The sequence below is a fragment of the Rhizobium sp. NFR03 genome (assembly GCF_900111275.1).
Lineage (GTDB): Bacteria > Pseudomonadota > Alphaproteobacteria > Rhizobiales > Rhizobiaceae > Ferranicluibacter.
In genome coordinates, this window is sequence record NZ_FOGR01000001.1 from 629,349 (window position 1) to 650,650 (window position 21,302).

Annotated in this window: 12 protein-coding genes; 2 read left to right on the forward strand and 10 right to left on the reverse strand. The window is 61.5% G+C overall.

The features are described 5' to 3' along the window. Positions 1-96: 96 nt before the first annotated feature. The 5 genes from rpoD to BSG19_RS02985 all read right to left on the reverse strand — a co-directional run bounded on the left by rpoD (position 97) and on the right by BSG19_RS02985 (position 8,162). Positions 97-2,151 (reverse strand): RNA polymerase sigma factor RpoD, encoded by a 2,055-nt coding sequence (gene rpoD, locus BSG19_RS02965; protein WP_092984692.1) that lies wholly within the window; start codon positions 2,149-2,151, stop codon positions 97-99. A gap of 422 nt (positions 2,152-2,573) precedes the next feature. Beyond that, the gene (locus BSG19_RS02970) at positions 2,574-3,206 is read right to left on the reverse strand and encodes a GNAT family N-acetyltransferase (RefSeq protein ID WP_092984694.1); all 633 of its coding nucleotides are present in this window, start codon (positions 3,204-3,206) and stop codon (positions 2,574-2,576) included. A gap of 126 nt (positions 3,207-3,332) precedes the next feature. Beyond that, complete coding sequence (gene recQ / locus BSG19_RS02975) at positions 3,333-5,270, reverse strand: DNA helicase RecQ (protein WP_092985532.1); 1,938 nt, start codon at positions 5,268-5,270, stop codon at positions 3,333-3,335. 237 nt (positions 5,271-5,507) lie between these two features. Beyond that, on the reverse strand, positions 5,508-7,559 hold the full coding sequence (gene dnaG, locus BSG19_RS02980) for a DNA primase (RefSeq protein WP_092985534.1): 2,052 nt from the start codon (positions 7,557-7,559) through the stop codon (positions 5,508-5,510). A gap of 144 nt (positions 7,560-7,703) precedes the next feature. Then, positions 7,704-8,162 (reverse strand): GatB/YqeY domain-containing protein, encoded by a 459-nt coding sequence (locus BSG19_RS02985; RefSeq protein ID WP_092984696.1) that lies wholly within the window; start codon positions 8,160-8,162, stop codon positions 7,704-7,706. A gap of 327 nt (positions 8,163-8,489) precedes the next feature. Between BSG19_RS02985 and carA the strand changes: the two genes are divergently transcribed. Further along, entirely contained in the window at positions 8,490-9,701 is a 1,212-nt protein-coding gene (carA, locus tag BSG19_RS02990; protein WP_348272113.1) for a glutamine-hydrolyzing carbamoyl-phosphate synthase small subunit, read from the forward strand. Positions 9,702-9,881: 180 nt separating this feature from the next. On the opposite strand, the gene BSG19_RS02995 is transcribed toward carA, so the two are convergent. From BSG19_RS02995 to BSG19_RS03015, 5 genes are all read right to left on the reverse strand, one after another. Continuing rightward, positions 9,882-11,270 carry an MATE family efflux transporter gene (locus BSG19_RS02995; RefSeq protein ID WP_092984698.1) on the reverse strand — a complete coding sequence of 463 codons (1,389 nt, stop codon included), beginning with the start codon at positions 11,268-11,270 and terminating at the stop codon, positions 9,882-9,884. A gap of 153 nt (positions 11,271-11,423) precedes the next feature. Next, the gene (locus BSG19_RS03000) at positions 11,424-12,665 is read right to left on the reverse strand and encodes a TCR/Tet family MFS transporter (protein WP_092984700.1); all 1,242 of its coding nucleotides are present in this window, start codon (positions 12,663-12,665) and stop codon (positions 11,424-11,426) included. Positions 12,666-12,986: 321 nt separating this feature from the next. Then, complete coding sequence (locus BSG19_RS03005; RefSeq protein WP_092984702.1) at positions 12,987-14,900, reverse strand: PhoX family protein; 1,914 nt, start codon at positions 14,898-14,900, stop codon at positions 12,987-12,989. A 108-nt stretch (positions 14,901-15,008) separates the two neighbouring features. Beyond that, positions 15,009-15,920 carry a KPN_02809 family neutral zinc metallopeptidase gene (locus BSG19_RS03010; RefSeq protein ID WP_092984704.1) on the reverse strand — a complete coding sequence of 304 codons (912 nt, stop codon included), beginning with the start codon at positions 15,918-15,920 and terminating at the stop codon, positions 15,009-15,011. Positions 15,921-16,431: 511 nt separating this feature from the next. Continuing rightward, complete coding sequence (locus BSG19_RS03015; RefSeq protein ID WP_092984706.1) at positions 16,432-17,514, reverse strand: helix-turn-helix transcriptional regulator; 1,083 nt, start codon at positions 17,512-17,514, stop codon at positions 16,432-16,434. A 293-nt stretch (positions 17,515-17,807) separates the two neighbouring features. Here BSG19_RS03015 and carB point away from each other — a divergent pair, with 293 nt between their 5' ends. After that, positions 17,808-21,293 (forward strand): carbamoyl-phosphate synthase large subunit, encoded by a 3,486-nt coding sequence (gene carB, locus BSG19_RS03020; protein ID WP_092984708.1) that lies wholly within the window; start codon positions 17,808-17,810, stop codon positions 21,291-21,293. Positions 21,294-21,302 lie beyond the last annotated feature (9 nt).

The following is a 21,302-nucleotide window of genomic DNA, read 5'->3' on the forward strand; positions in this document are numbered from 1 at the left end:
GATACGCGTCATACGGCGCAAGTCCACCAAAGATAAACGAAAACGGCGCCCGCTTGTCGCGGGCGCCGTTTGCATATCATCGCCAGAACGCTCGGATCAGCTGTCGAGGAACGACCGCAGCTTGCGCGACCGGCTCGGATGCTTGAGCTTGCGGAGCGCCTTCGCCTCGATCTGGCGAATACGCTCGCGTGTGACCGAGAACTGCTGGCCGACTTCCTCCAGCGTATGGTCCGTGTTCATGCCGATGCCGAAGCGCATGCGCAGAACACGTTCCTCACGCGGCGTCAGAGAAGCCAGCACGCGTGTCGTCGTTTCCCGCAGGTTCGCCTGAATGGCGGCGTCGATCGGCAGCAACGCGTTCTTGTCCTCGATGAAGTCACCGAGATGGCTGTCTTCCTCGTCACCGACAGGGGTTTCGAGCGAAATCGGCTCCTTGGCGATCTTCAGAACCTTGCGGACCTTCTCCAGCGGCATGGCCAGCTTCTCTGCCAGCTCTTCCGGAGTCGGTTCGCGGCCGATCTCGTGCAGCATCTGGCGCGATGTACGAACGATCTTGTTGATCGTCTCGATCATGTGCACCGGAATACGGATCGTACGCGCCTGATCGGCAATCGAACGGGTGATCGCCTGCCGGATCCACCACGTCGCGTAGGTCGAGAACTTGTAGCCACGACGATACTCGAACTTGTCGACCGCCTTCATCAGGCCGATATTGCCCTCCTGGATAAGGTCCAGAAACTGAAGGCCGCGGTTCGTATACTTCTTGGCAATGGAGATCACGAGGCGAAGATTGGCTTCCACCATTTCCTTCTTCGCGATCCGGGCTTCGCGCTCGCCCTTCTGCACCATGTGAACGATCCGGCGGAATTCGGAAATCGAGATGCCGGTTTCCGTCGCCAGATTGTGGATCTCGCCACGGATCGCGCTGATCATGCGCTCTTCGTTCTTCACGAAAGGAGCCCAGCCACGCCCGGTCAGGTTGCTGACCGTTTCCATCCAGTTGGTCACGAGTTCGCTGCCGGAATACTGTTCCAGGAACGAGTCGCGCTTCACACCGTAGCTTTCGGCGAGACGAAGCAGCTTGCCTTCGTTCTGAACCAGCCGCTTGTTGATGTCGTAAAGCTGCTCGACCAGATTATCGACGCGATTCTGGTTGAGAGACAGCGACTTCACAGCCGTGATGAGCTCGTCCTTGAGCTCCTTGTACTTTTTCTCCTGCGCGGATGTGAGCGATCCCGTCGCAGCATTCATCCGCAACTCGACCTGCTGATCCTGCAGCTTGCGCAGCTTCTTGTAGGTCTCGGCAATGATGTCGAGCGTTTCCATGACCTGCGGGCGCAGTTCCGCTTCCATCGCGGCAAGAGAAAGGTTCGACTCGTCGTCGTCCTCTTCCTCTTCCTCCGGAGGCAGGCCCTCGCCGCCGACATTGGTGATGTCGTCTTCGCTGCTGCGCGAACGGCGGGTCTTTTCCTTCTCTTCGGCGGCCTTGCGGTCCGCCTCGATCTTTTCGGGCGACTGGAACTGCGGCGCAGCCTTGGCTTCCGGACCGGAATAGGTCGTTTCGAGATCGATGATCTCGCGCAGGAGGGTCTGGCCCTCGTTCAGTTCGTCACGCCAGATGATGATGGCCTGGAACGTCAGCGGGCTCTCGCAGAGACCCGCGATCATCGTTTCGCGGCCAGCCTCGATACGCTTGGCGATCGCGATTTCGCCCTCGCGCGACAGAAGCTCGACCGAGCCCATCTCGCGCAGATACATCCGCACCGGATCATCCGTCCGGTCCGTCGGTTCTTTCTTCTTGGCGGTTGCGAGCGCGGTGCCGCTGGAGGTCGCGATTTCGCCGCCCTCGCTATCGGGCTCGTCGTCGCTTGCCTCTTCCTCGCCGCCGGACGCGTTCTCGTCGACCTCTTCATCCTCGACGACGTTGATACCCATGTCGGACAACATGGCCATCGTGTCTTCGATCTGCTCGGAGGTCACCTCTTCGGACGGAAGCACGGAGTTCAGCTCGTCCATCGTGACGTAGCCGCGCTTCTTGGCGGCCTTGATCATCTTCTTGACCGCGTCGTCCGAGAGATCGAGAAGCGGGCCGTCCGTTGCGCCGTCGCGTTCAGATTCGGCTTCTTCGTTCTCTTTGACTTTGGTTGCCATTCTTCGTCGCTTTCTTTGGACCAGCATTCCACGTTGGAGCGGTGACGAGCCGTGTGGCCCGGGCGCCTACCGGCGCAACACCGCGAACATTATCCCTGACCTAACGGGCTGATATTAATTCCCGATTAACCACGGCATCTGCCGCGATAATCCCGGTCGGCTGCGACAGCAGCACGCTCCAAACACCACTTGCATGATGATCGTTTCCGCCGTATCCAATAAACCTTCCAAGCCAAAGATGGTTGATTCCCAGATTCTTCGGCTACGTCAAGCTCTTCCGGCAGAAAACAGCGCAATTAGGCGAAAAACGCCGGAATTAAGGCTCGACAGTCCTGCTGTTTCTATCTGCTAGGCAGATGTAGGGTTTTTCACCCGCAAGACAAGACCATCGCCCATAAGAGCTTGCACCGTATGGATCGAGATCAGAAATCTGTTGCATCGGGAGGGACGATGAGGGGAATTTGCGGCGCAGCCGTGCGAGGCAGAACACCAGTCACACGCGGGTCTTCGATCACCTCAACCAGATACGCATAGGGGCGAAAACCTGCCCGCTGATAAAATGCCATCGCCTTGGGATGATCGAAGTTGCAGGTGTGCAACCAAACCCTTTCGACGGGATCACGCCACGCGCGCAGCAGCGCGTTGAACATGAGATACCAGCCCACACCCCTGCCGATGACGTCGGCCACCACGCCAAAAAAGACGATCTCGCATTCGCCTTTAACGGAAAAATCCAGCTCCAGAAGCCCCGCTGGCCCGGCAGTGCCTTGCAGAACATAGATCTCGACCTGCGGATCCGAGAGAACAGCGCCAAGAGCCTCGTCCGAGAGTTCCAGCCGCGACGTCCAGAGAAGGTCCTCGCCCACGCGCCGATAAAGTGCTCGATAACCATCGAGATCGTCAACGGGCCATCTCAGAAGAGAAAACTCGCTACTCTCGGGCGTCGCTCCCAGAACAGGTGGTGTTCGCATCTCAAGGCACGTGACTGCGTTGACCAGCGCGCCTGGAGGGATTGCGGAATAACCGAGCGGCAGGACGGGATTGGATGTTTTCATGAGATCAGGCCGCCTCTAGCTGTCGATAGCATTGCCAGCCGAAGCGGGGTCGCTTTGGCGTCGGACAATGCGGTTAAAACAAGGATTTAGGACAATTCCTTTAAACCCGTGTTCATCAGAATCGTCCTAGTCCGCCATGGAGATAACGTTGAGAAACGCCATACCGAACCGCTCGCGCTTGGACTGGCCGATACCGGGGATAGCAAGAAGTCCTTCCGAGGTCGACGGTCGCTCGCGGGCAAGCGCGATCAACGTGGTGTCTGGAAAGATGACATAAGGCGGGACGTTCATATCTTTGGCCAACGACGCGCGAAGTGCCCGCAGGGCCTGAAAGAGGTCGAGATCGCGCGCTGAGAGATCGACCTGCGCGGGTGAACCGCCTTTGACGTGCCGCGAGGCCTTGGCAGATGTCGGGCGATCCTTGCGAAACCGCACCTCCGTTTCCTTCTTGAAGACAGCACGCGCCGCCGGCTCCAGCTTCAGGGCTCCGAACGCGGCGTGATCCACGCTGAGGAAGCCTGCGGCCAGCAACTGCCGCAGGATCGACTGCCAGGTCTTCGCCGCAATCTCCTTGCCGGCCCCGAATACCGGCATATCAGCATGCCCAAACCGGGTCGTCTTCTCGTTGACCGTGCCGGTCAGCACATCGATCACGTGCCCCGCGCCGAAACGTTCACCCGTTCGATAGACGGCGGCCAGCGCCTTGATCGCCGCCTCGGTCCCGTCCCATGTCTCGACCGGGTTGAGGCAGGTATCGCAGTTGCCGCAACCGCCGGGGTGCCGTTCACCGAAATGCGCCAGGATAGCCTGTCGCCGGCAAGAGGCCGTCTCGCAGATGCCGAGGAGCGATCCGAGCTTGCCACGCTCGATGCGCTTGATGTCGTCAGCCGCCCCCCCTTCATCGATCATCTTGCGCCGCTGGATGACGTCGGCCATGCCATAGGCCATCCAGGCCTGCGACGGCATACCGTCACGCCCTGCGCGCCCCGTCTCCTGGTAGTAGGCCTCGACGGAACCTGGCAGGTCGAGATGCGCCACATAGCGCACATCCGGCTTGTCGATTCCCATGCCAAAGGCGACCGTCGCGACGAGGCAGAGGTTCTCTTCCTTCAAGAACGCATCCTGATTGGCATCGCGCACCGCACGGTCCATTCCGGCGTGGTAGGCGAGCGCCCTGATGCCCTGCCCGTTCAGCCATTCCGCCGTATCTTCGACCTTCGCACGCGACAGGCAATAGACGATGCCGCTCGCGCCCTTGTGTCGAGAGAGAAAGCGCAGCAATTGCTGGCGCGGCTGATCTCGCTCCACGATCTCGTAAGCGATATTCGGGCGGTCGAAACTCGTGCTGAAAACACGCGCATCGGAGAGCGCAAGACGCTCGATAATATCGCCGCGCGTCTGCGGATCGGCCGTCGCTGTCAGCGCCATGCGCGGCACCCCGGGATAGAGCGTCGCCAGCTGACCGAGCGTGCGATATTCCGGCCGGAAGTCGTGACCCCACTGCGAAACGCAATGCGCTTCGTCGATCGCAAACAGAGCGATCTCCACCCCCGCCACCATCTCGCGGAAACCGTCTGTCACGATCCGCTCCGGTGTGACGTAGAGAAGATCGAGCGTCCCGTCGCGCACCGATCGCCGCACGTCAAGGAAGTCTTCGCGCGACAGCGACGAATTCAAAGCCGCCGCCCGAACGCCAAGCGCCTTCAACGCCTCCACCTGATCTCGCATCAGCGCGATCAAGGGGGACACGACGATCCCCAGACCCGAACGGCAGAGCGCCGGAACCTGGAAACAGAGCGATTTGCCGGCTCCCGTTGGAAACAGCACCACCGCATCCCCGCCCGAAACCACATGCTCGACCACCTCGCCCTGCTGTCCCCGAAAAACGGAGTAGCCGTAAACGGATTTCAAAACATCCAGCGGCGGCTTGCCGGTTGTCCGGACTGCCTCCGACGCGAAATCCCGCGCGTTTCCGGCCGAGGGATCGCCAGATCGGGGATCGCCGGGGGGATCGAAAAGCGGGTCGTTGCGATTGGAAAAAGAAGGCACTGGAGAAGATGTCATGAAAGCCATTCTGCACGATTCCACCAGCCGGCGCGAGGGCGCTGGCTGCCGAACGCCATGAAGATCACAGCGGAGTGGACCCACATGCCCCTCTGGCGTGAGTGAAAGAATACAGAAAGAGCGACGAAAGAGAAGCGTTTTGTTCTTGCTTTGTTCAAAATATCAATTAGGGTTTTCTCATGAACCGAAGCAGGGCGAGGACAGGGAGGCGCGGGAATGACCTCTACAATTCACCCGTCATTTCGCGCCCGGTCCTTTGACCCGACCGGAGAGCACGCCGAACCCCTCGATGATCGCCTCCTGATTCTCCAGGCGCTCCACTTCATGCTGCACCTCTTCCAGATTGCGCAGGACAAGACTTGCCAGTTCGTCGTCGCCGTCTTCCGTCGCCCTTGCAAGATCGCGCTCCAGCTCGCGACGCTGCCAGAGAAGCGCCTTCGTCCGTTTGTGCAGCGCCAGAGCCTGCCGATAGCCTTCCAGCGCATCGGCGGGATCGGCCGCCTGCGTCGCGATCCAGAGCCGGGCGAAGCGAACCTGCTGATCGAGCATCGCAAGAAGCCCGGCAAAACCGGCAGCCTCGAGATTCTCCACCAGCATCTCGCGCGTCAGCCGTGGCCCCTTGGCGGCAGCCGCATTCAGGACCTGGGACCAGAGGCGCTGAAGCTCCTTGCTCTCGTAGTCGATAACGGAGATCTCGTCATACTCGGCAAACAACACGTCGGGATGATTGACGATCGTCAGGGCCAGCACGCTTTCCTTCAGCGGCGGCAGAGACTGCACGCCGGACACGATCGAGGATCGCGCCAGCCGTTCGGAAACGCCAGCGAGACTGCGCATCGGCGCGGTGTCCTTGCCGAACCCGCCGCGTCCGCCGGATCTGCCACCACCCTGCCCGCCACTCCTTTGGCCACCTCCGGACTGAAATCCGCCTGCACCCCCGCCGCGCGAATAGTTTCCGCCCTGAAAGCCGCCACCTTGGAAGCCCGAACGCTGCGGCCCGCGCAGATAGGTGTTCAGCCGGTCGCGCATGGCCTGCCCGTAGTGCCGCCGAACGCTTTCATCGGCAATCACGCCGACGACCTGCTTGAGTTTCGCCTCCAGTTCCGCCCGCTTTTCCGGCGTGTCAAAGCTTCCGGCCTGAACCTCCCGGGTCCAAACCATTTCGGACAGGGACCGTGCGGCCGCCAGCACCCGGTCGAACGGCGCTCGTCCCTCTTCACGCACGAGATCGTCGGGATCCTTGCCGTCCGGCAGCAGCGCGAACCGCACGGATCGACCGGGCTTGAGGTGCGGCAGCGCTACATCGACGGCCCGATTGGCAGCCCGGATTCCGGCGCCGTCCCCATCGAAGCAGAGGATCGGCTCCTGCGTCAGCTTCCAGAGAAGTTCCAGCTGGTTCTCGGTCAGCGCCGTACCAAGTGGCGCCACCGCATTCTCGATTCCCGCCTGGTGGAGAGCGATGACGTCCATATAGCCTTCGACGGCGATGATCGTGTCGTTGCCATCGGCGCCCCCGAGCGTCCGGCGGGCGCGAGCAAAATTATAGAGCACGTTCCCTTTGTGAAAGAGCTCGGTCTCATTGGAGTTCAGGTACTTCGCAGGCGCATCCGGCGACATGGCGCGCCCGCCGAACGCGATCACCTTCTCGCGCGACGAGAGGATCGGAAACATGATCCGGTCGCGAAATCGGTCATAGGATACGGCAATATCAGGACCATGCACCACGAGGCCGCAGGCCTCGATCTGCTCGCGCGGGATGCCTTTGTTGGCAAGGTGCTCCTTCAGGGCGTTACGGCTTTCCGGCGCGTAGCCGAGCCGAAACGTTTCGATCGTCCGCCCCGTCAGTCCCCGGTCGCGTAGATAGGCGCGAGCACGCGCGCCGTTCGCGGTCTGCAACTGATCCTGAAAGAAGTGCGTCGCCATCTCCATGACGTCCTGCAGCGTCGAACGCTGCTTGTCCCGCTTCTCCGCTTCCACATCCGGCTGCGGCATGGCGACACCGGCGAGATCGGCGATCTGCTGAACGGCCTCGGGAAAGCTCATCCCGTCGAGTTCATTCAGAAAACGGAAATGATCCCCCGAAACACCGCAACCGAAGCAGTGATAACGACCCTTCCGGTCTTCGCAGTGGAAGCTCGGCGACTTCTCTCCGTGAAAGGGGCAGCAGGCCCAATAATCACCCTTGGACGCGTTGGTCTTCTTCCGATCCCAGGTCACGCGCTTGCCGATCACGTCCGAAATGGGGACGCGATCCTTGATCTCTTCGAGAAAGGTCGGGGAAAAACGCATGAACTCGATATAGTCGCTCACGCGCCGTATCGCTACAGCGCGCGACGTCCCTTACCGCTATCCACAGGCACGGCAAGATCAAATGGTTGTCGCGAGCCCCGCAATCGTGACATCGACTGCGGGACATCGTGTCAGCAGATAGTGTCAGGCGCCGGACAGAAGGTTCTTCAGAACGGCGGATGCCTTGGCGAAATCCATCTGGCCCGCGTGCCGCTCCTTCAGGATCGCCATCACTTTCCCCATATCCTTGGGTCCCGCCGCCTGCGCATCGGCAATCGCGGCCGCAACGACGTCCTTCACCCGCGCTTCGGAGAATTGCTCCGGCTGGAAATCGGCGATGATGGCGATTTCCTCCCGCTCATGGGTCGCCAGCTCCGGCCGGCCGGCATCCTCGTAGACCTTTGCCGATTCTTCACGCTGCTTGACCATCTTCGCAAGGATCTGCAGCAACTCGTCATCGGTCGTTTCCGGCTTGCCTACGCCACGATTGGCGATATCGCGGTCCTTGAGCGCCGCCTGCACCAGCCGCAACGTGGAAACGCGGCGAGCGTCCTTGGCCTTCATCGCCGTCTTCAGGGCATCGTTGATCGTGTCACGCAGCATGGATATCTCCCTTGTCTCTTGTGGGTCTGTCGTCCTGGCGGCCCTCATAGACCATTGCCTCGGCGGCAACAAACGTGTTCGTCATCAGATAGGGTGCCCAAAGGAGGAGGTCAGCCGATCTCTTGCGGGCAGCCTCGGACGTGGCCCGCATTATTCGGCGGATTTCCATCTGCGACGGTTGACCCCGCGCGACCGCGCGCTTATGTCGAGGACCTGCACCAAGAGAGACCCGAATTGCGACCCGCGCCCGCATGCGCCGGGCGGCACCGGGTGCTGAGAAGCTTGGCGACCCGGTGGCCCGATTTTCCGCCGCCTCGCCGCAACGGGATGATGCCGATGACCGCTCCATGGACCACCAAAACCGCAACCGCCATGCTCGTCCTGGCGGACGGCACCGTGATCGAAGGCAAGGGCATCGGAGCGACAGGCGCGGTTCCGGCCGAAGTCTGCTTCAACACTGCCCTCACCGGCTACCAGGAAATCCTGACCGACCCATCCTATCTCGGCCAGATCGTCACGTTCACCTTCCCCCACATCGGTAATGTCGGCGCAAATGACGAAGACATCGAGGATCTCACGCCTGCGGCCCGGCACGGCGCAGTCGGCGTCATCTTCAAGGCCGATATCACCGATCCGTCCAGCTATCGCGCCGTGCGCCATCTCGATGCATGGCTCAAGGCCCGCGGGATCATCGGCATGTGCGGCATCGACACGCGGGCCCTGACAGCCTGGATCCGTGAAAACGGCGCCCCGAATGCCGTTATCGCCCACGATGCGAACGGACAATTCGACATCGACGCGCTGAAGGCGATGGCGAAGGACTGGAGCGGCCTTGAAGGCCTCGATCTCGCCAAGGTCGCGACATCGGGTCAGTCGTCCACCTGGAGCGAAAAGCCCTGGGTCTGGAACGAAGGCACTGCCGAACTGGATGCGGACGCTGCAAAGTACCATGTCGTCTGCATCGACTATGGCGTAAAGCGCAACATTCTGCGCCTCTTCACCGGGCTCGACTGCAAGGTCACCGTGGTGCCGGCGACGGCGAGCAAGGACGATGTGCTTGCGCTGAACCCGGATGGCGTCTTCCTTTCGAACGGCCCGGGAGACCCGGCGGCAACGGGTGAATATGCGGTCCCGGTCATCCGGGAATTGATCGAGACAGACATCCCGGTCTTCGGCATCTGCCTTGGCCACCAGATGCTAGGCCTGGCGCTTGGCGGCAAGACCGAGAAGATGCATCAAGGGCATCACGGCGCCAACCACCCTGTGAAGGACCACACGACCGGCAAGGTCGAAATCGTCTCGATGAACCATGGCTTTGCCGTCGATTCCGCCTCTCTTCCGGCAGGCGTCGAGGAGACTCACGTATCCTTGTTCGACGGCACCAATTGCGGCCTTCGCCTCTCCGGCAAGCCCGTTTTCTCCGTCCAGCACCATCCGGAAGCCTCTCCCGGTCCGCAGGACAGCCACTACCTCTTCCGCCGCTTCGTCAATCTGCTGCGCGAGAAGAAGGGCGAGGACGCTCTGGCGGAGCGTGCCTGACGATCTGAAGCATCTTGAACGGCAGGATGAGCTTCGCTCGGCTTGCCGCCAGCTCCGACGTGAGCGCATGCGCCGAGCCCTGCATTGCCTCCGCAAGCGATGGCTTGGTCGTCGCGAAGAAGATACATCGCCGCCTGCCCGCAAGCTGGAAACGGCCGACGGATCTCTTTCCTTAAAATGTCAGCTGATCTTGCGAACGATACGGAAGAACCGGGCGTTCAGCAGCACGGCTGCGGCGAGCAGGCCGAGGGAAAAGCCGTACCAGACACCTTGACCGCCAAAGCCAAACGGGAACGCGAAGAGCCAGGCGGAGAAGAAGCCGATCGGCCAGTAGGAGATCAGCGCCAGCACCATCGGCACCGTCGTGTCTTTCAGCCCGCGCAGCATGCCGGCCGCGATAGCCTGGAGGCCATCGACGAGCTGAAAGGCGCCGGCGATGACGATCAGGGGACCGGCATAGGCCAGCACGAGGGCTGCATCCGTCCGGGTCGTGTCGAGATAGAGCGCTGCAAGGGCATAGGGAATGACGGCAAACAACGTCGAACCAAGGGCGGCGCAGATCATGCCAAGTGCCAGCGCCGAGATGCCCGCACGCCGCACGCCCTCCATGTCGCCACGGCCATAGGCAAGGCCAACACGCACAGTGGCCGCCTGCGCGAGACCGAGCGGGATCATGAACGCGATGGAGGCAAATTGCAGGGCGATACCGTGAGCTGCGAGCTCCACCGTGCCGATCGTGCCCATGAGCAGCGATGCGACGGTGAAGAGGCTGACTTCGGCAAGAATCGTCAAGGCGATCGGCAGTCCGAGCAGCACGACTTCCTTCAGCGCATGCCAGTCCGGGTTCCAGAACCGCACGAAGAGCTCGAAGCCGCGCAGTTCCTCATGCCGCTGGATGTAGACGATGGCGAGCACGAGACCGAGGATGGCGACCGCAAGTGCCGCCCAGGCCGCGCCAACCATGCCAAGCGCCGGAAAGCCGAAATGACCGTAGATCAAAAGGTAGCAGAGGCCGGCGTTGAGAACGAGCGTGATCAGGGTAATGTAGAGAATGATCCCTGCCCGCTCCAGACCGCTGAGGAAGGCGCGCAACACCATGAAGACAAGGCTCGGAAACACCGCCCACTGCGCGACATGCAGATAGCCTGCGGCCTTCGCCGCCACCTCCGGCTGCTGGCCGGCAAAGAGCAGGATCGGTTCGGCTGCCCAAAGGACAGGCGCGGTGAGGACACCGTAGATCAGCACCGCCCACATGCCCATGCGCACGGAACGCCGCGTCGACACGACATCGCCGCGTCCGACGGCCTGCGCCACCATCGGTACGACGGCGTTTGAAAAACCGGATCCGAACACGAAAACGGTGAAAAACATCTGCGTCGCGAGAATGATGGAGGCAAGTTCCGTCGCGCCCAGCTTGCCCACCATCACGACGTCGGTGGTGTTGATGGCGAGCTGTGCGATCTGCGCGGCAACGAAGGGCACGCCGAGAATGACGCTTCCGCGGAAGTGCGCAGCCCAGGAATTGTCCCCACGGATGTCCCCCGCAGCGGGGTGCGTTGACGTCAGCATGATCGAGAAGCCTCTGGTCCGTCGCGGCCGGAATGGGCTCACGCGACGTGTCGCTCATAGCGCGAATGGCTGCAGACCTCCAGCAAAAGGCAGACTATGCGCGTAATTTCATCGAAACATCACACAGATTGATCGTTTTCGAGGCGGTTCCCGTCAGATCTTCGGAAACCCGCCGGATGCGCCATTCGGTTTCAGCCGGGTGACGTAGAGGAAGACGGCAGCGGCGATGAGCACGGCGGAAAGGATGTAGGGCGCTCCGGCAAAGCTCAACCGCGCATCCGGCGCGGTAAACTGGCTGAAGATATGCGCAAAGACCAGCGGACCGAGAATCGTCGTGAAGGAGGAAATGCTCGAGAGCGCTCCTTGCAGTTCGCCCTGCGCCGAGGGCGGCACTTTCGCTGCGGCGATGGAGCGCAGCGGCGGGTCGGCGAGCGCCTCGAGGCAGGTTGCTGCGATCACGGCGTAGACCATCCAGCCCTGGAAAGCGAAGGCATAACCGAAAAGCCCGATGCAGCAGAAGACGAGGCCGACGGCCCCGGCGCGCCATTCGCCGAGCAAGGGGATGACGCGTGGCAGGATGAACGCCATCACAATCGCGCTGCAAATGCCGAAGACGCCGAGCGATAGGCCGATCTGCCCCTCGCTCCATCCATAGCGATAGGTGGCAACGAAGGACCAGACCGCGGGATAGACCGCATGGGCCTGCCAGTAGAGGAAGAACACCAGCAGGACCCAGCCGATGCCGGGATAGCTGCGCATCTGGCGAAGCGCGCCGAGCGGATTGGCTCGGCGCCACTCGAAACGCCGGCGATTCTTGCGCTCCAGCGTCTCGGGCAGCAGGAAGAAGGCGACAACGAAGTTGACGAAGGAGAGCAGCGCCGCGCCGTAGAACGGCACGCGCGGGCCAAACTCTCCGAGGGCGCCACCGATGACCGGACCCAGCGCAAAGCCTGTACCGAAGGCGATGCCGATCAGGCCGAAATTCTTGGCGCGATTGCTGTCGTCGGAAACGTCGGCGATAAACGCGGACGCGGTGGAAAAGCTGGCACCGGAGATGCCGGCGAGGATGCGGCCGACAAACAGCATGCCGAAGCTTGTGGCGAGCGCGCAGATCAGGTTGTCGATGGCAAATGTCAGCACCGAGGCGAGAAGCACGGGGCGGCGCCCGAACCTGTCGGAGAGATTGCCGATCAGCGGGGCAAACAGAAACTGCATGCCGGAATAGACGAGCAAAAGCCATCCGCCGTCGATGGCCGTGTCGCTGACCGTATCTCCCGTCAGTTCCGCAAGGAAGGCCGGCAACACCGGCATGATGATCGCGATGCCGATGATATCGAGGAAGAGAATCATGAAGACGAGGAAAAGCCCCCGCCTCGCAGCAGCCGGATCGATCATGCCAAACCTCCCCACTCCCGCACCGCGCGTCTGAAGACGCGAGGCCCTGCTGCAAACCGTCCGACTCCGACAGGCGCGGTCCGCTTCGTGCTGCTGTAGAGGCAAGCGTGAGGCGAGGCAACGACCATTGTCGACGTGATCCTCACCTCTCGTGTCGTCAGGAAAAATGGAAGCGACCCGGCGCTAGAGTATTCCGGTGAACACGGGTTCACCGGAATACTCTAGCCTCTTGTTTTATCAGCATTGTCCGACGCCGAAGCGATCCCGCTTCGGCTGGAAATACTCTAGAGAAGACCGGGTCACCCCGCGATGATACGCGTCTCAGGCGCCGACGGCGCCGTCCTCGATCTTGCGGATCGCGACCACGGACGGCCGCGGCAGAGTGCCCTTGAAGTCAGGCCAGAGGGTTTCCGCCTTGTCCAGTGTCTCTGCATCCTCGGCCGGATGTTGGACGGAGACAAAGAGGGTTTTGCCATCCGGCGTGAAGCATGGCCCGGTCGCCTCGGCACCGGCCGGGCAGGTGAAGAGCAGCTTCGGCAGGCCGCGGGCCGGGCCTTCGGTGTCGATACCGTAGATCCCGTCCGGCAATCCGAAATCGTTCGCGCCATCGGTTGCGACCCACAGCCGTCCGGCCGGATCGAAGGTGATGTTATCGGGACAGACGAACCAGCCGTTTTCGGAGGTTTCCGGGTGGAAGCTCGCTTTCGTCGCCGCATCGGCGGGATTGCCGGCGAGAACGAACAGGTCCCATTCATAGATGTCGGCCGCATGGTCGGCGTCTTTACCGCGCCCGCCTGGCGGGATCAGCTCGACGATATGACCCCACAGGTTTTCCGGTCGGGTATTGGCAGGGTTTAGCTTGTCCTGCTCGCGCTTCTTGTTCTTGGTCATGACGGCGTAGACACGACCCGTAACCGGGTTGGTCTCCATATCTTCCGGCCGGTCCATCGGCGTCGCCCCGACCGCGTCTGCGGCGAGCCGCGTCTTGAGCAGCACCTCCGCCTGGGACGCAAAGCCGTTCTCGGCCGTCAGAGGCCCCTGCCCATGCACCAGCGGCAGCCAGTGCAGCGTACCATCGGCATCGAAACGCGCCACGGACAAGATCCCTTCGTCGAGAATGTCCTTGGACGTTTCCGGTTTCGCCGGATCGAAAGCCGCCTTGGTGACGAAACGATAGGTGTATTCGAAGTAATCGTCGTCACCCATGTAGACGACGATCCGGCCATCCTTGTTGTGAACGACGGTGGAAGCCTCATGGCTCATGCGGCCGAGCGCCGTGCGCTTGATCGGCGTGGAGGACGGATCGTAAGGGTCGATCTCGACCACCCAGTCGAAACGGTTGGGCTCGTTGGGCTCCCGCGTCATATCGAAGCGATCGTGAAAGCGAGCACGGCCGTAGACATCCGAACCGTCGAAGCCGTAACGCTCCAGTACCGGCGCGATCGCCGAACCATCTGGCTTGCCGCCGAACGTGTCGGAGGCGCCCTCCTCGCAGGTCAGCACCGTGCCCCAGGGGGTAACGCCGCCGCCGCAATTATAGTTGGTGCCACGCGCAAGGCGGCCCTCCGGGTCGTCCCTGGTCTTGACGAGATCGTGTCCCGCGACAGGGCCGGACAGCGCCATCGGCGTCTCAACCGTCAGGCGGCGATTGTACGTGCTGTCCTGGACCATGGCCCAGGCACCGTTCTCCATCTTCACCTCGACGATGGAGTGGCCCATCGCGGCCATGCCGAAATCGACCTGCTCCCGCGTCATTTTCGCACCGGCATCGTCTTCGGTCATGCCGGGAAAGATCACGTTCGGCGAGATGTATTCGTTGTTGACGCAGAGCAGGCCGTGATCGGCGCTGGCGGAGCCCTTCGGCAGCGGCATGAAGGCGATGTAGTCGCAATTATAGCCGAAGCGAACCTGTTGCTCGACGGCGGACGGAACGGTTCCGTCGAAAGCGGCGGTGGAACCGGTCATCGGGTCGCCCCAGCGCGCGACCACTTCGGCCTTGTAGCCGGGGGCGACCGCCATGTCCTTGTCGTAGACACGCTTCAATTCGGTGAACTGCAACGTCGACGCGGACGAAGCCGCGAAGCTCTCCTCGGCGAACAGCGATCCGACAAAGCCTGAACCCGTGGCCGCAATGGTCCCCACGGCCGTGAAGCCCTTGAGGAAGCTGCGGCGCGAAGCCCGTGCCGCGATGACGTCGCGGATGGCGGGCGATGATGTGCTGGGACAGTCTGCCATGAGAGGCGCTCCTGGTGCGTTGGAATGCACTTGGATTAGCGACCGCGCATGACATGGAAGAGACAGACGGCACGCGAACGGATGAAACCGCCCGCGTGCCGCCTCGGATCAGACAGGATTGTTGAACGTGTCGCAGGCCTGAAGCTGTCCGCTGTCAAAGCCGCGCTTGAACCACGTTGCGCGCTGCTGAGAGGTGCCGTGGTTGAAGCTCTCGGGCACGACGTAACCCTGCGTCCGCTTCTGTAACGTATCGTCGCCGATCTGGGTTGCAGCGTTGAGCGCTTCCTCGAGGTCGCCCTGCTCCAGCAGACCCTTTTGCTGCGTATACTTGCCCCAGATGCCGGCGTAGCAGTCGGCCTGAAGCTCGGTCCGCACGGAAAGCTCGTTGGACGAAGCCTCGTCCATTCCCTGGCGCTGCTCGTTGACCCGCGGCAGTGTGCCGAGCAGGTTCTGCACGTGATGCCCCACCTCATGCGCAACGACATAGGCCTGCGCGAAATCGCCGGACGCCTCGAAACGCTGCGAAAGCTCATCGAAGAAGGAGGTATCGAGATAGACCTTCTGATCGCCCGGGCAGTAGAACGGCCCCGAGGCGGACGAGGCCTGACCGCAGGCCGACTGAACGCCGCCTGTAAAGAACACCAGCGTCGGCTCGCGATAGGTCTGGCCGTTCGACTGGAAGATGCCGTTCCACGTATCTTCCGTCTCGGCAAGAACCGTGCGGATGAAGGCCTTGGTTTCCTCCTGCTCGGCCGTGCCCTGCGTGCTGCCCTGGCTCTGCTCGTAGCCGGATTGCCCCGTCTGGCCCCCATCGAGAACCTGCAGCAGGTCTATGCCCATCGCCTTGAAGATGAAGTAGATCACCACGAGAAAGATGATGGTTCCGATGCTCAAGCCGCCCCCGCGACCGCCGCCCATGGGAATGCGGATCGGCCCACCTCGGCCGAAACCGCCCCGTACAGGCCCGGAACCGCTTTGATCCTCGACATTGCTCGACTGGCGACGGCCCTTCCATTCCATGGCGGTTCACTCCCTTGGTTCGGCATCACGGATGGAACCGATATAGAGCGCTCTGCCGGAAAACCTACATCATTCTCCTGGAATTGGCCGTACCGGTTTTTTTCGCATGTCTCACCAAAACGGGGGGTGCACGTTGAATAGAAGAGGCCTCTCATCGATCTGGTTGTGAAGGCCGCCAACGATCCAAAAGAGAGAGAGAGAGTTATGAGAAGATATTGTGTTGCCATTTTGGCTGGTCTGTTGCTAGCCAGCTGCCAGACCGTGCTGAAAACAGAACCGCGCTCAGGCACATTGCAAACAGGACAGAAGGTTCTGGTCGATGATGGTAGCTGCCCGAAAGGTCAACTCAAACAGGTGACCGGTAGCACCAAGGGCGTTCCACGTCATAAGGAATGCATCCCCGCTCCGAAATCCTGACAGTTCAGGTCGGAACCTTCGTCCGCCAGCCGAAGCGAAGCAGGATTAGAACGACGGCGTTGAGACTCTTCCGCAAAACGCATCGGGCGATCGCTTAGAGCGCCCGAAAGCCGGACACTATCGCCAGAAAGTCCGCCTGCCGACTGGTTCCGGATTTCAATAAGAGCGATTTGACGTGGGAGCGCACCGTCTCCACGCTGAGTCTGTGCTGGGCGGCAATGGCCTGCACCGTCAAGCCACAGACAAGACAGGCGGCGATCCGTGCTTCGGCGGGCGTAAGATCGAATAGACCTTTAAGAAGCATCTCGGACGGACCGCCTCTCTGGCGTAGCGGCGTTACGATCATGATGTAAGCGGCTTCCAGAAAGATGTCGCGGCCGGATCCGACGACCGGTACAAGATGAACGATCGCCGGCGGCCTTTCTCCGTCAGACGGGATCGGAAAGGAGTGACTGGTGACGTCAGCCGTCCGTCTTCCACTGTCGTGCCGGGTCATGACACCATCGAAGAAGGCCGCGGCTTTGCGGTTCAGAAACCGGATACGATCACGGCTCCCGATGCTGATCTGTTGAGAAAAAGTCTCGAATAGAGTATTGCAGGCAAGCGTGCTGCTATCCTCGCCAATGACGGCCGCTGGCAAATCGATCATCTGGAGAGCGTGCAAGGCGGCCTCGATCTTCGAGAAGGCGAAGCGGCTGGCCAGAAGTGTTGCCCGCGCAAGATGCGGCCGAAACGTATCGAGAAGATCGAGCTCGGCGCGATCGACAGGACCGAGCCCCTTCTTTTTCTCGATCGAGATCGCGATCGCATCGCCGTTCGGTGCTTCGATCAGCGTTGCAGCGGCATAGCCAAAACCACGTTTCCAGTAGAAGTCCCGGTAGATCGGTTGCTCCCCCATTATCTTCTCGGCGACATGGTCGGCATCGCTGATGAAGCCACGATGAGGCGTACCGATCAATGTTCTCGTCTTCACATTGTCGTAAGCCCAACCTTCATCGAAGAAATCCTTGTAGAGGCTCCACACACCGTCGCTTGCGATCCACGGCTTTTGCGCGCTGCTAACATTCGCGAGAATCGCGCCTTCCGCCCCCACAAGGACGGACAGTTCGTGCAGCACGTCCTTCCAGAGATCCGGCGAGAAGGCAGCCTCGTAGATCTTGTCGTGAAGAAGCGTCATTTACCTAGGCCCGTAGTGATGAGTGATATCAATACATCACGAATATTATATACTCAATTGTGCCGGTGGCGGACCCGTCGTGACCCTTCAATCGACTGCGACCTTTAGGACGACGTCTGATGGCGCTATGCCGTAGATTTTCATGTTATCTTTGGAAATTCGGGGTTTCGCTCCGGTCGCCGTTTCCCTATAAGCCCCTTCTAGCCTTAAAGACGTGAGACTGCACGACCGGTCGATGGACACCCGCCATCGGAGCCGGTTTTTCGCGCAGCCTGAAAAGCGGAACCGAGACCATGCCCAAGCGCCAAGATATCAAGTCCATCCTCATCATCGGTGCTGGACCGATCGTCATTGGCCAGGCATGCGAGTTCGATTATTCCGGGACGCAGGCCTGCAAGGCGCTGAAGGAAGAAGGGTTCCGGGTCATTCTGGTCAACTCCAATCCGGCGACGATCATGACCGATCCCGGCCTTGCCGATGCGACCTATGTCGAGCCGATCACGCCGGAAGTGGTGGCTAAGATCATTGCCAAGGAGCGCCCGGATGCGCTTCTGCCCACCATGGGCGGCCAGACGGCGCTCAACACCGCGCTTTCCCTGAAAAGAATGGGCGTGCTCGACCGCTACAATGTCGAGATGATCGGCGCGAAGCCAGCAGCCATCGACATGGCCGAAGACCGCGCGCTGTTCCGCGAGGCCATGGCCCGCATCGGACTGGAAACGCCGAAGTCGATGCTGGCGAACGCCACCGACATCAAGGATGCCGACCGCAAGATGCATGAGGCCGAACGCAACAAGCTCAAGGAAAGCTTGTCGGGTGCCGATCTCGACACTGCGCTCGACGCGCTGGAAAACCAGTGGAACCTCGGCGAGACCGACCGCAAGCAGCGCTACATGAGCCATGCCATGGCCATTGCCGCCCAGGCGATCGACCATATCGGCCTGCCCACCATCATCCGCCCGTCCTTCACGCTCGGCGGCACCGGCGGCGGCATCGCCTATAACCGCTCGGAATTCTTCGAGATCGTCTCGTCAGGCCTCGATGCCTCCCCCACCACCGAAGTGCTGATCGAGGAATCGGTGCTCGGCTGGAAGGAATACGAGATGGAAGTGGTTCGCGACACCGCGGACAATTGCATCATCATCTGCTCGATCGAGAACATCGACCCGATGGGCGTCCATACGGGAGACAGCATCACGGTTGCCCCTGCCTTGACCCTGACGGACAAGGAATACCAGATCATGCGGAACGCCTCGATTGCGGTTCTGCGCGAGATCGGCGTGGAGACCGGCGGCTCGAACGTGCAGTTCGCCGTCAACCCGAAGGACGGTCGCCTCGTCGTCATCGAAATGAACCCGCGCGTTTCCCGTTCGTCGGCGCTGGCTTCCAAGGCGACCGGCTTCCCGATCGCCAAGATCGCCGCCAAGCTCGCCGTCGGCTACACGCTGGACGAGCTTGAGAACGACATCACCGGCGGTGCGACGCCGGCCTCGTTCGAACCGTCCATCGACTACGTGGTGACGAAGATCCCGCGCTTCGCCTTCGAGAAGTTCCCGGGCGCTTCCCCCGTGCTGACGACGGCGATGAAGTCCGTCGGCGAGGTCATGGCCATCGGCCGCACCTTCGCCGAATCGCTTCAGAAAGCCCTGCGCGGCATGGAAACGGGGCTCACCGGCCTTGACGAGATCGAGATCCCCGGCCTCGACGATGGCAGCGACGGCCGCAACGCCATCCGCGCCGCCATCGGCACGCCGACGCCAGACCGCCTGCGCATGGTCGCACAGGCGCTGCGCCTCGGCATGTCGGAAGCCGACGTGCATGACGGCTCGAAGATCGACCCGTGGTTCATTGCCCAGCTCAAGGCCATCGTGGACATGGAAGCGCGCATTCGTGAGCACGGCCTGCCGGACGATGCCGAGAACCTGCGCATGTTGAAGGCCATGGGCTTTTCGGACGCTCGTCTCGCCACCCTCTCGGGCAAGCGCCCGAAGGAAGTCGCTGAAAAGCGTAACGCCCTTGACGTTCGCCCGGTCTACAAGCGCATCGACACCTGCGCGGCCGAGTTCGCTTCGCCCACCGCCTACATGTACTCGACCTACGAGTCCCCCTTCGTCGGCAAGGCCCGCAGCGAAGCCGGCATCTCCGACCGCAAAAAGGTCGTCATCCTCGGCGGGGGCCCGAACCGTATCGGACAGGGCATCGAGTTCGATTACTGCTGCTGCCACGCCGCCTTCGCGCTGAAGGATGCCGGCTTCGAGGCGATCATGATCAACTGCAATCCGGAGACGGTTTCCACCGATTACGACACATCCGACCGGCTCTATTTCGAGCCTTTGACGGCGGAAGACGTGATCGAGATCCTGAAGATGGAGCAGACGCGTGGCGAACTCGTCGGCGTCATCGTGCAGTTCGGTGGCCAGACCCCGCTGAAGCTCGCCGAAGCCCTTGAAAAGAATGGCATTCCGATCCTCGGCACGGCACCCGACATGATCGATCTTGCCGAAGACCGCGACCGCTTCCAGAAGCTTCTGATGAAGCTCGACCTCAACCAGCCGAACAACGGCATCGCCTACTCCGTCGAGCAGGCACGCCTCGTCGCTTCCGAAATCGGCTTCCCGCTGGTCGTGCGTCCGTCCTATGTTCTCGGCGGCCGCGCCATGCAGATCATTCACTCGGAAAGCATGCTGCAGACCTACCTGCTCGATACGGTTCCCGAACTCGTGCCGGAGGACATCAAGCAGCGCTATCCCAACGACAAAACCGGCCAGATCAACACGCTGCTCGGCAAGAACCCGCTTCTTTTCGACAGCTACCTGGCAAACGCCATCGAAGTTGATGTGGACTGCATCTCGGACGGCAAGGACGTCTACGTCGCCGGCATCATGGAGCACATCGAGGAGGCCGGCATCCATTCGGGTGACAGCGCCTGCTCCCTGCCCCCGCGCACGCTGTCCAACGACATGCTGGACGAGCTTGAACGGCAGGCGAAAGCCATGGCGAAAGCGCTGAACGTCGGCGGCCTGATGAACGTGCAGTTCGCCATCAAGAACGGCGTGGTCTACGTGCTCGAAGTCAACCCGCGTGCCTCGCGCACGGTGCCATTCGTCGCCAAGACCATCGGTGCGCCAATCGCCAAGATCGCCGCCCGTGTCATGGCCGGCGAGACGCTCGAACAGTGCTTCGCAGCCTATGGCGGCAAGCCCGACCCGCGCGCGCTGAAGCATATCGCCGTCAAGGAAGCCGTCTTCCCCTTCGCCCGCTTCCCCGGCGTCGACATCCTGCTCGGGCCGGAAATGCGCTCGACGGGCGAAGTCATCGGCCTCGATACCGATTTCGCGCTCGCTTTCGCCAAGGCCCAGCTCGGCGCCGGCGTCGATCTGCCGCGCGAAGGCACGGTCTTCGTCTCTGTTCGCGACGGGGACAAGGACGGCGTCCTCCCGGCGATCCGCATCCTGACCGATATCGGCTTCAAGGTGCTGGCGACCGGCGGCACCGCCCGCTTCCTCGAAGCCAATGGCATTGCGACGACCAAGATCAACAAGGTTCAGGAAGGTCGCCCGCATATCGAGGACGCCATCCGCAACCGTCAGGTCCAGCTCGTCATCAACACGACCGACAGCAACAAGGCGATCTCGGATTCCAAGTCCCTCCGCCGCGCCACGTTGATGCAGAAGGTCCCCTACTTCACCACGATGGCCGGTGCCGAAGCAGCGGCTGCCGCGATCAAGGCGCTGAAAGCCGGCAATCTGGAGGTCAGGCCGCTCCAGAGCTATTTCTGACAATGGAAA

Bases quoted from the DNA above. Each gene is read 5' to 3' on its own strand.
- rpoD (WP_092984692.1), bottom strand. From the start codon at position 2,151: ATGGCAACCAAAGTCAAAGAGAACGAAGAAGCCGAATCTGAACGCGAC.
- BSG19_RS02970 (WP_092984694.1), bottom strand. From the start codon at position 3,206: ATGAAAACATCCAATCCCGTCCTGCCGCTCGGTTATTCCGCAATCCCT.
- recQ (WP_092985532.1), bottom strand. From the start codon at position 5,270: ATGACATCTTCTCCAGTGCCTTCTTTTTCCAATCGCAACGACCCGCTT.
- dnaG (WP_092985534.1), bottom strand. From the start codon at position 7,559: ATGCGTTTTTCCCCGACCTTTCTCGAAGAGATCAAGGATCGCGTCCCC.
- BSG19_RS02985 (WP_092984696.1), bottom strand. From the start codon at position 8,162: ATGCTGCGTGACACGATCAACGATGCCCTGAAGACGGCGATGAAGGCC.
- carA (WP_348272113.1), top strand. From the start codon at position 8,490: ATGATGCCGATGACCGCTCCATGGACCACCAAAACCGCAACCGCCATG.
- BSG19_RS02995 (WP_092984698.1), bottom strand. From the start codon at position 11,270: ATGCTGACGTCAACGCACCCCGCTGCGGGGGACATCCGTGGGGACAAT.
- BSG19_RS03000 (WP_092984700.1), bottom strand. From the start codon at position 12,665: ATGATCGATCCGGCTGCTGCGAGGCGGGGGCTTTTCCTCGTCTTCATG.
- BSG19_RS03005 (WP_092984702.1), bottom strand. From the start codon at position 14,900: ATGGCAGACTGTCCCAGCACATCATCGCCCGCCATCCGCGACGTCATC.
- BSG19_RS03010 (WP_092984704.1), bottom strand. From the start codon at position 15,920: ATGGAATGGAAGGGCCGTCGCCAGTCGAGCAATGTCGAGGATCAAAGC.
- BSG19_RS03015 (WP_092984706.1), bottom strand. From the start codon at position 17,514: ATGACGCTTCTTCACGACAAGATCTACGAGGCTGCCTTCTCGCCGGAT.
- carB (WP_092984708.1), top strand. From the start codon at position 17,808: ATGCCCAAGCGCCAAGATATCAAGTCCATCCTCATCATCGGTGCTGGA.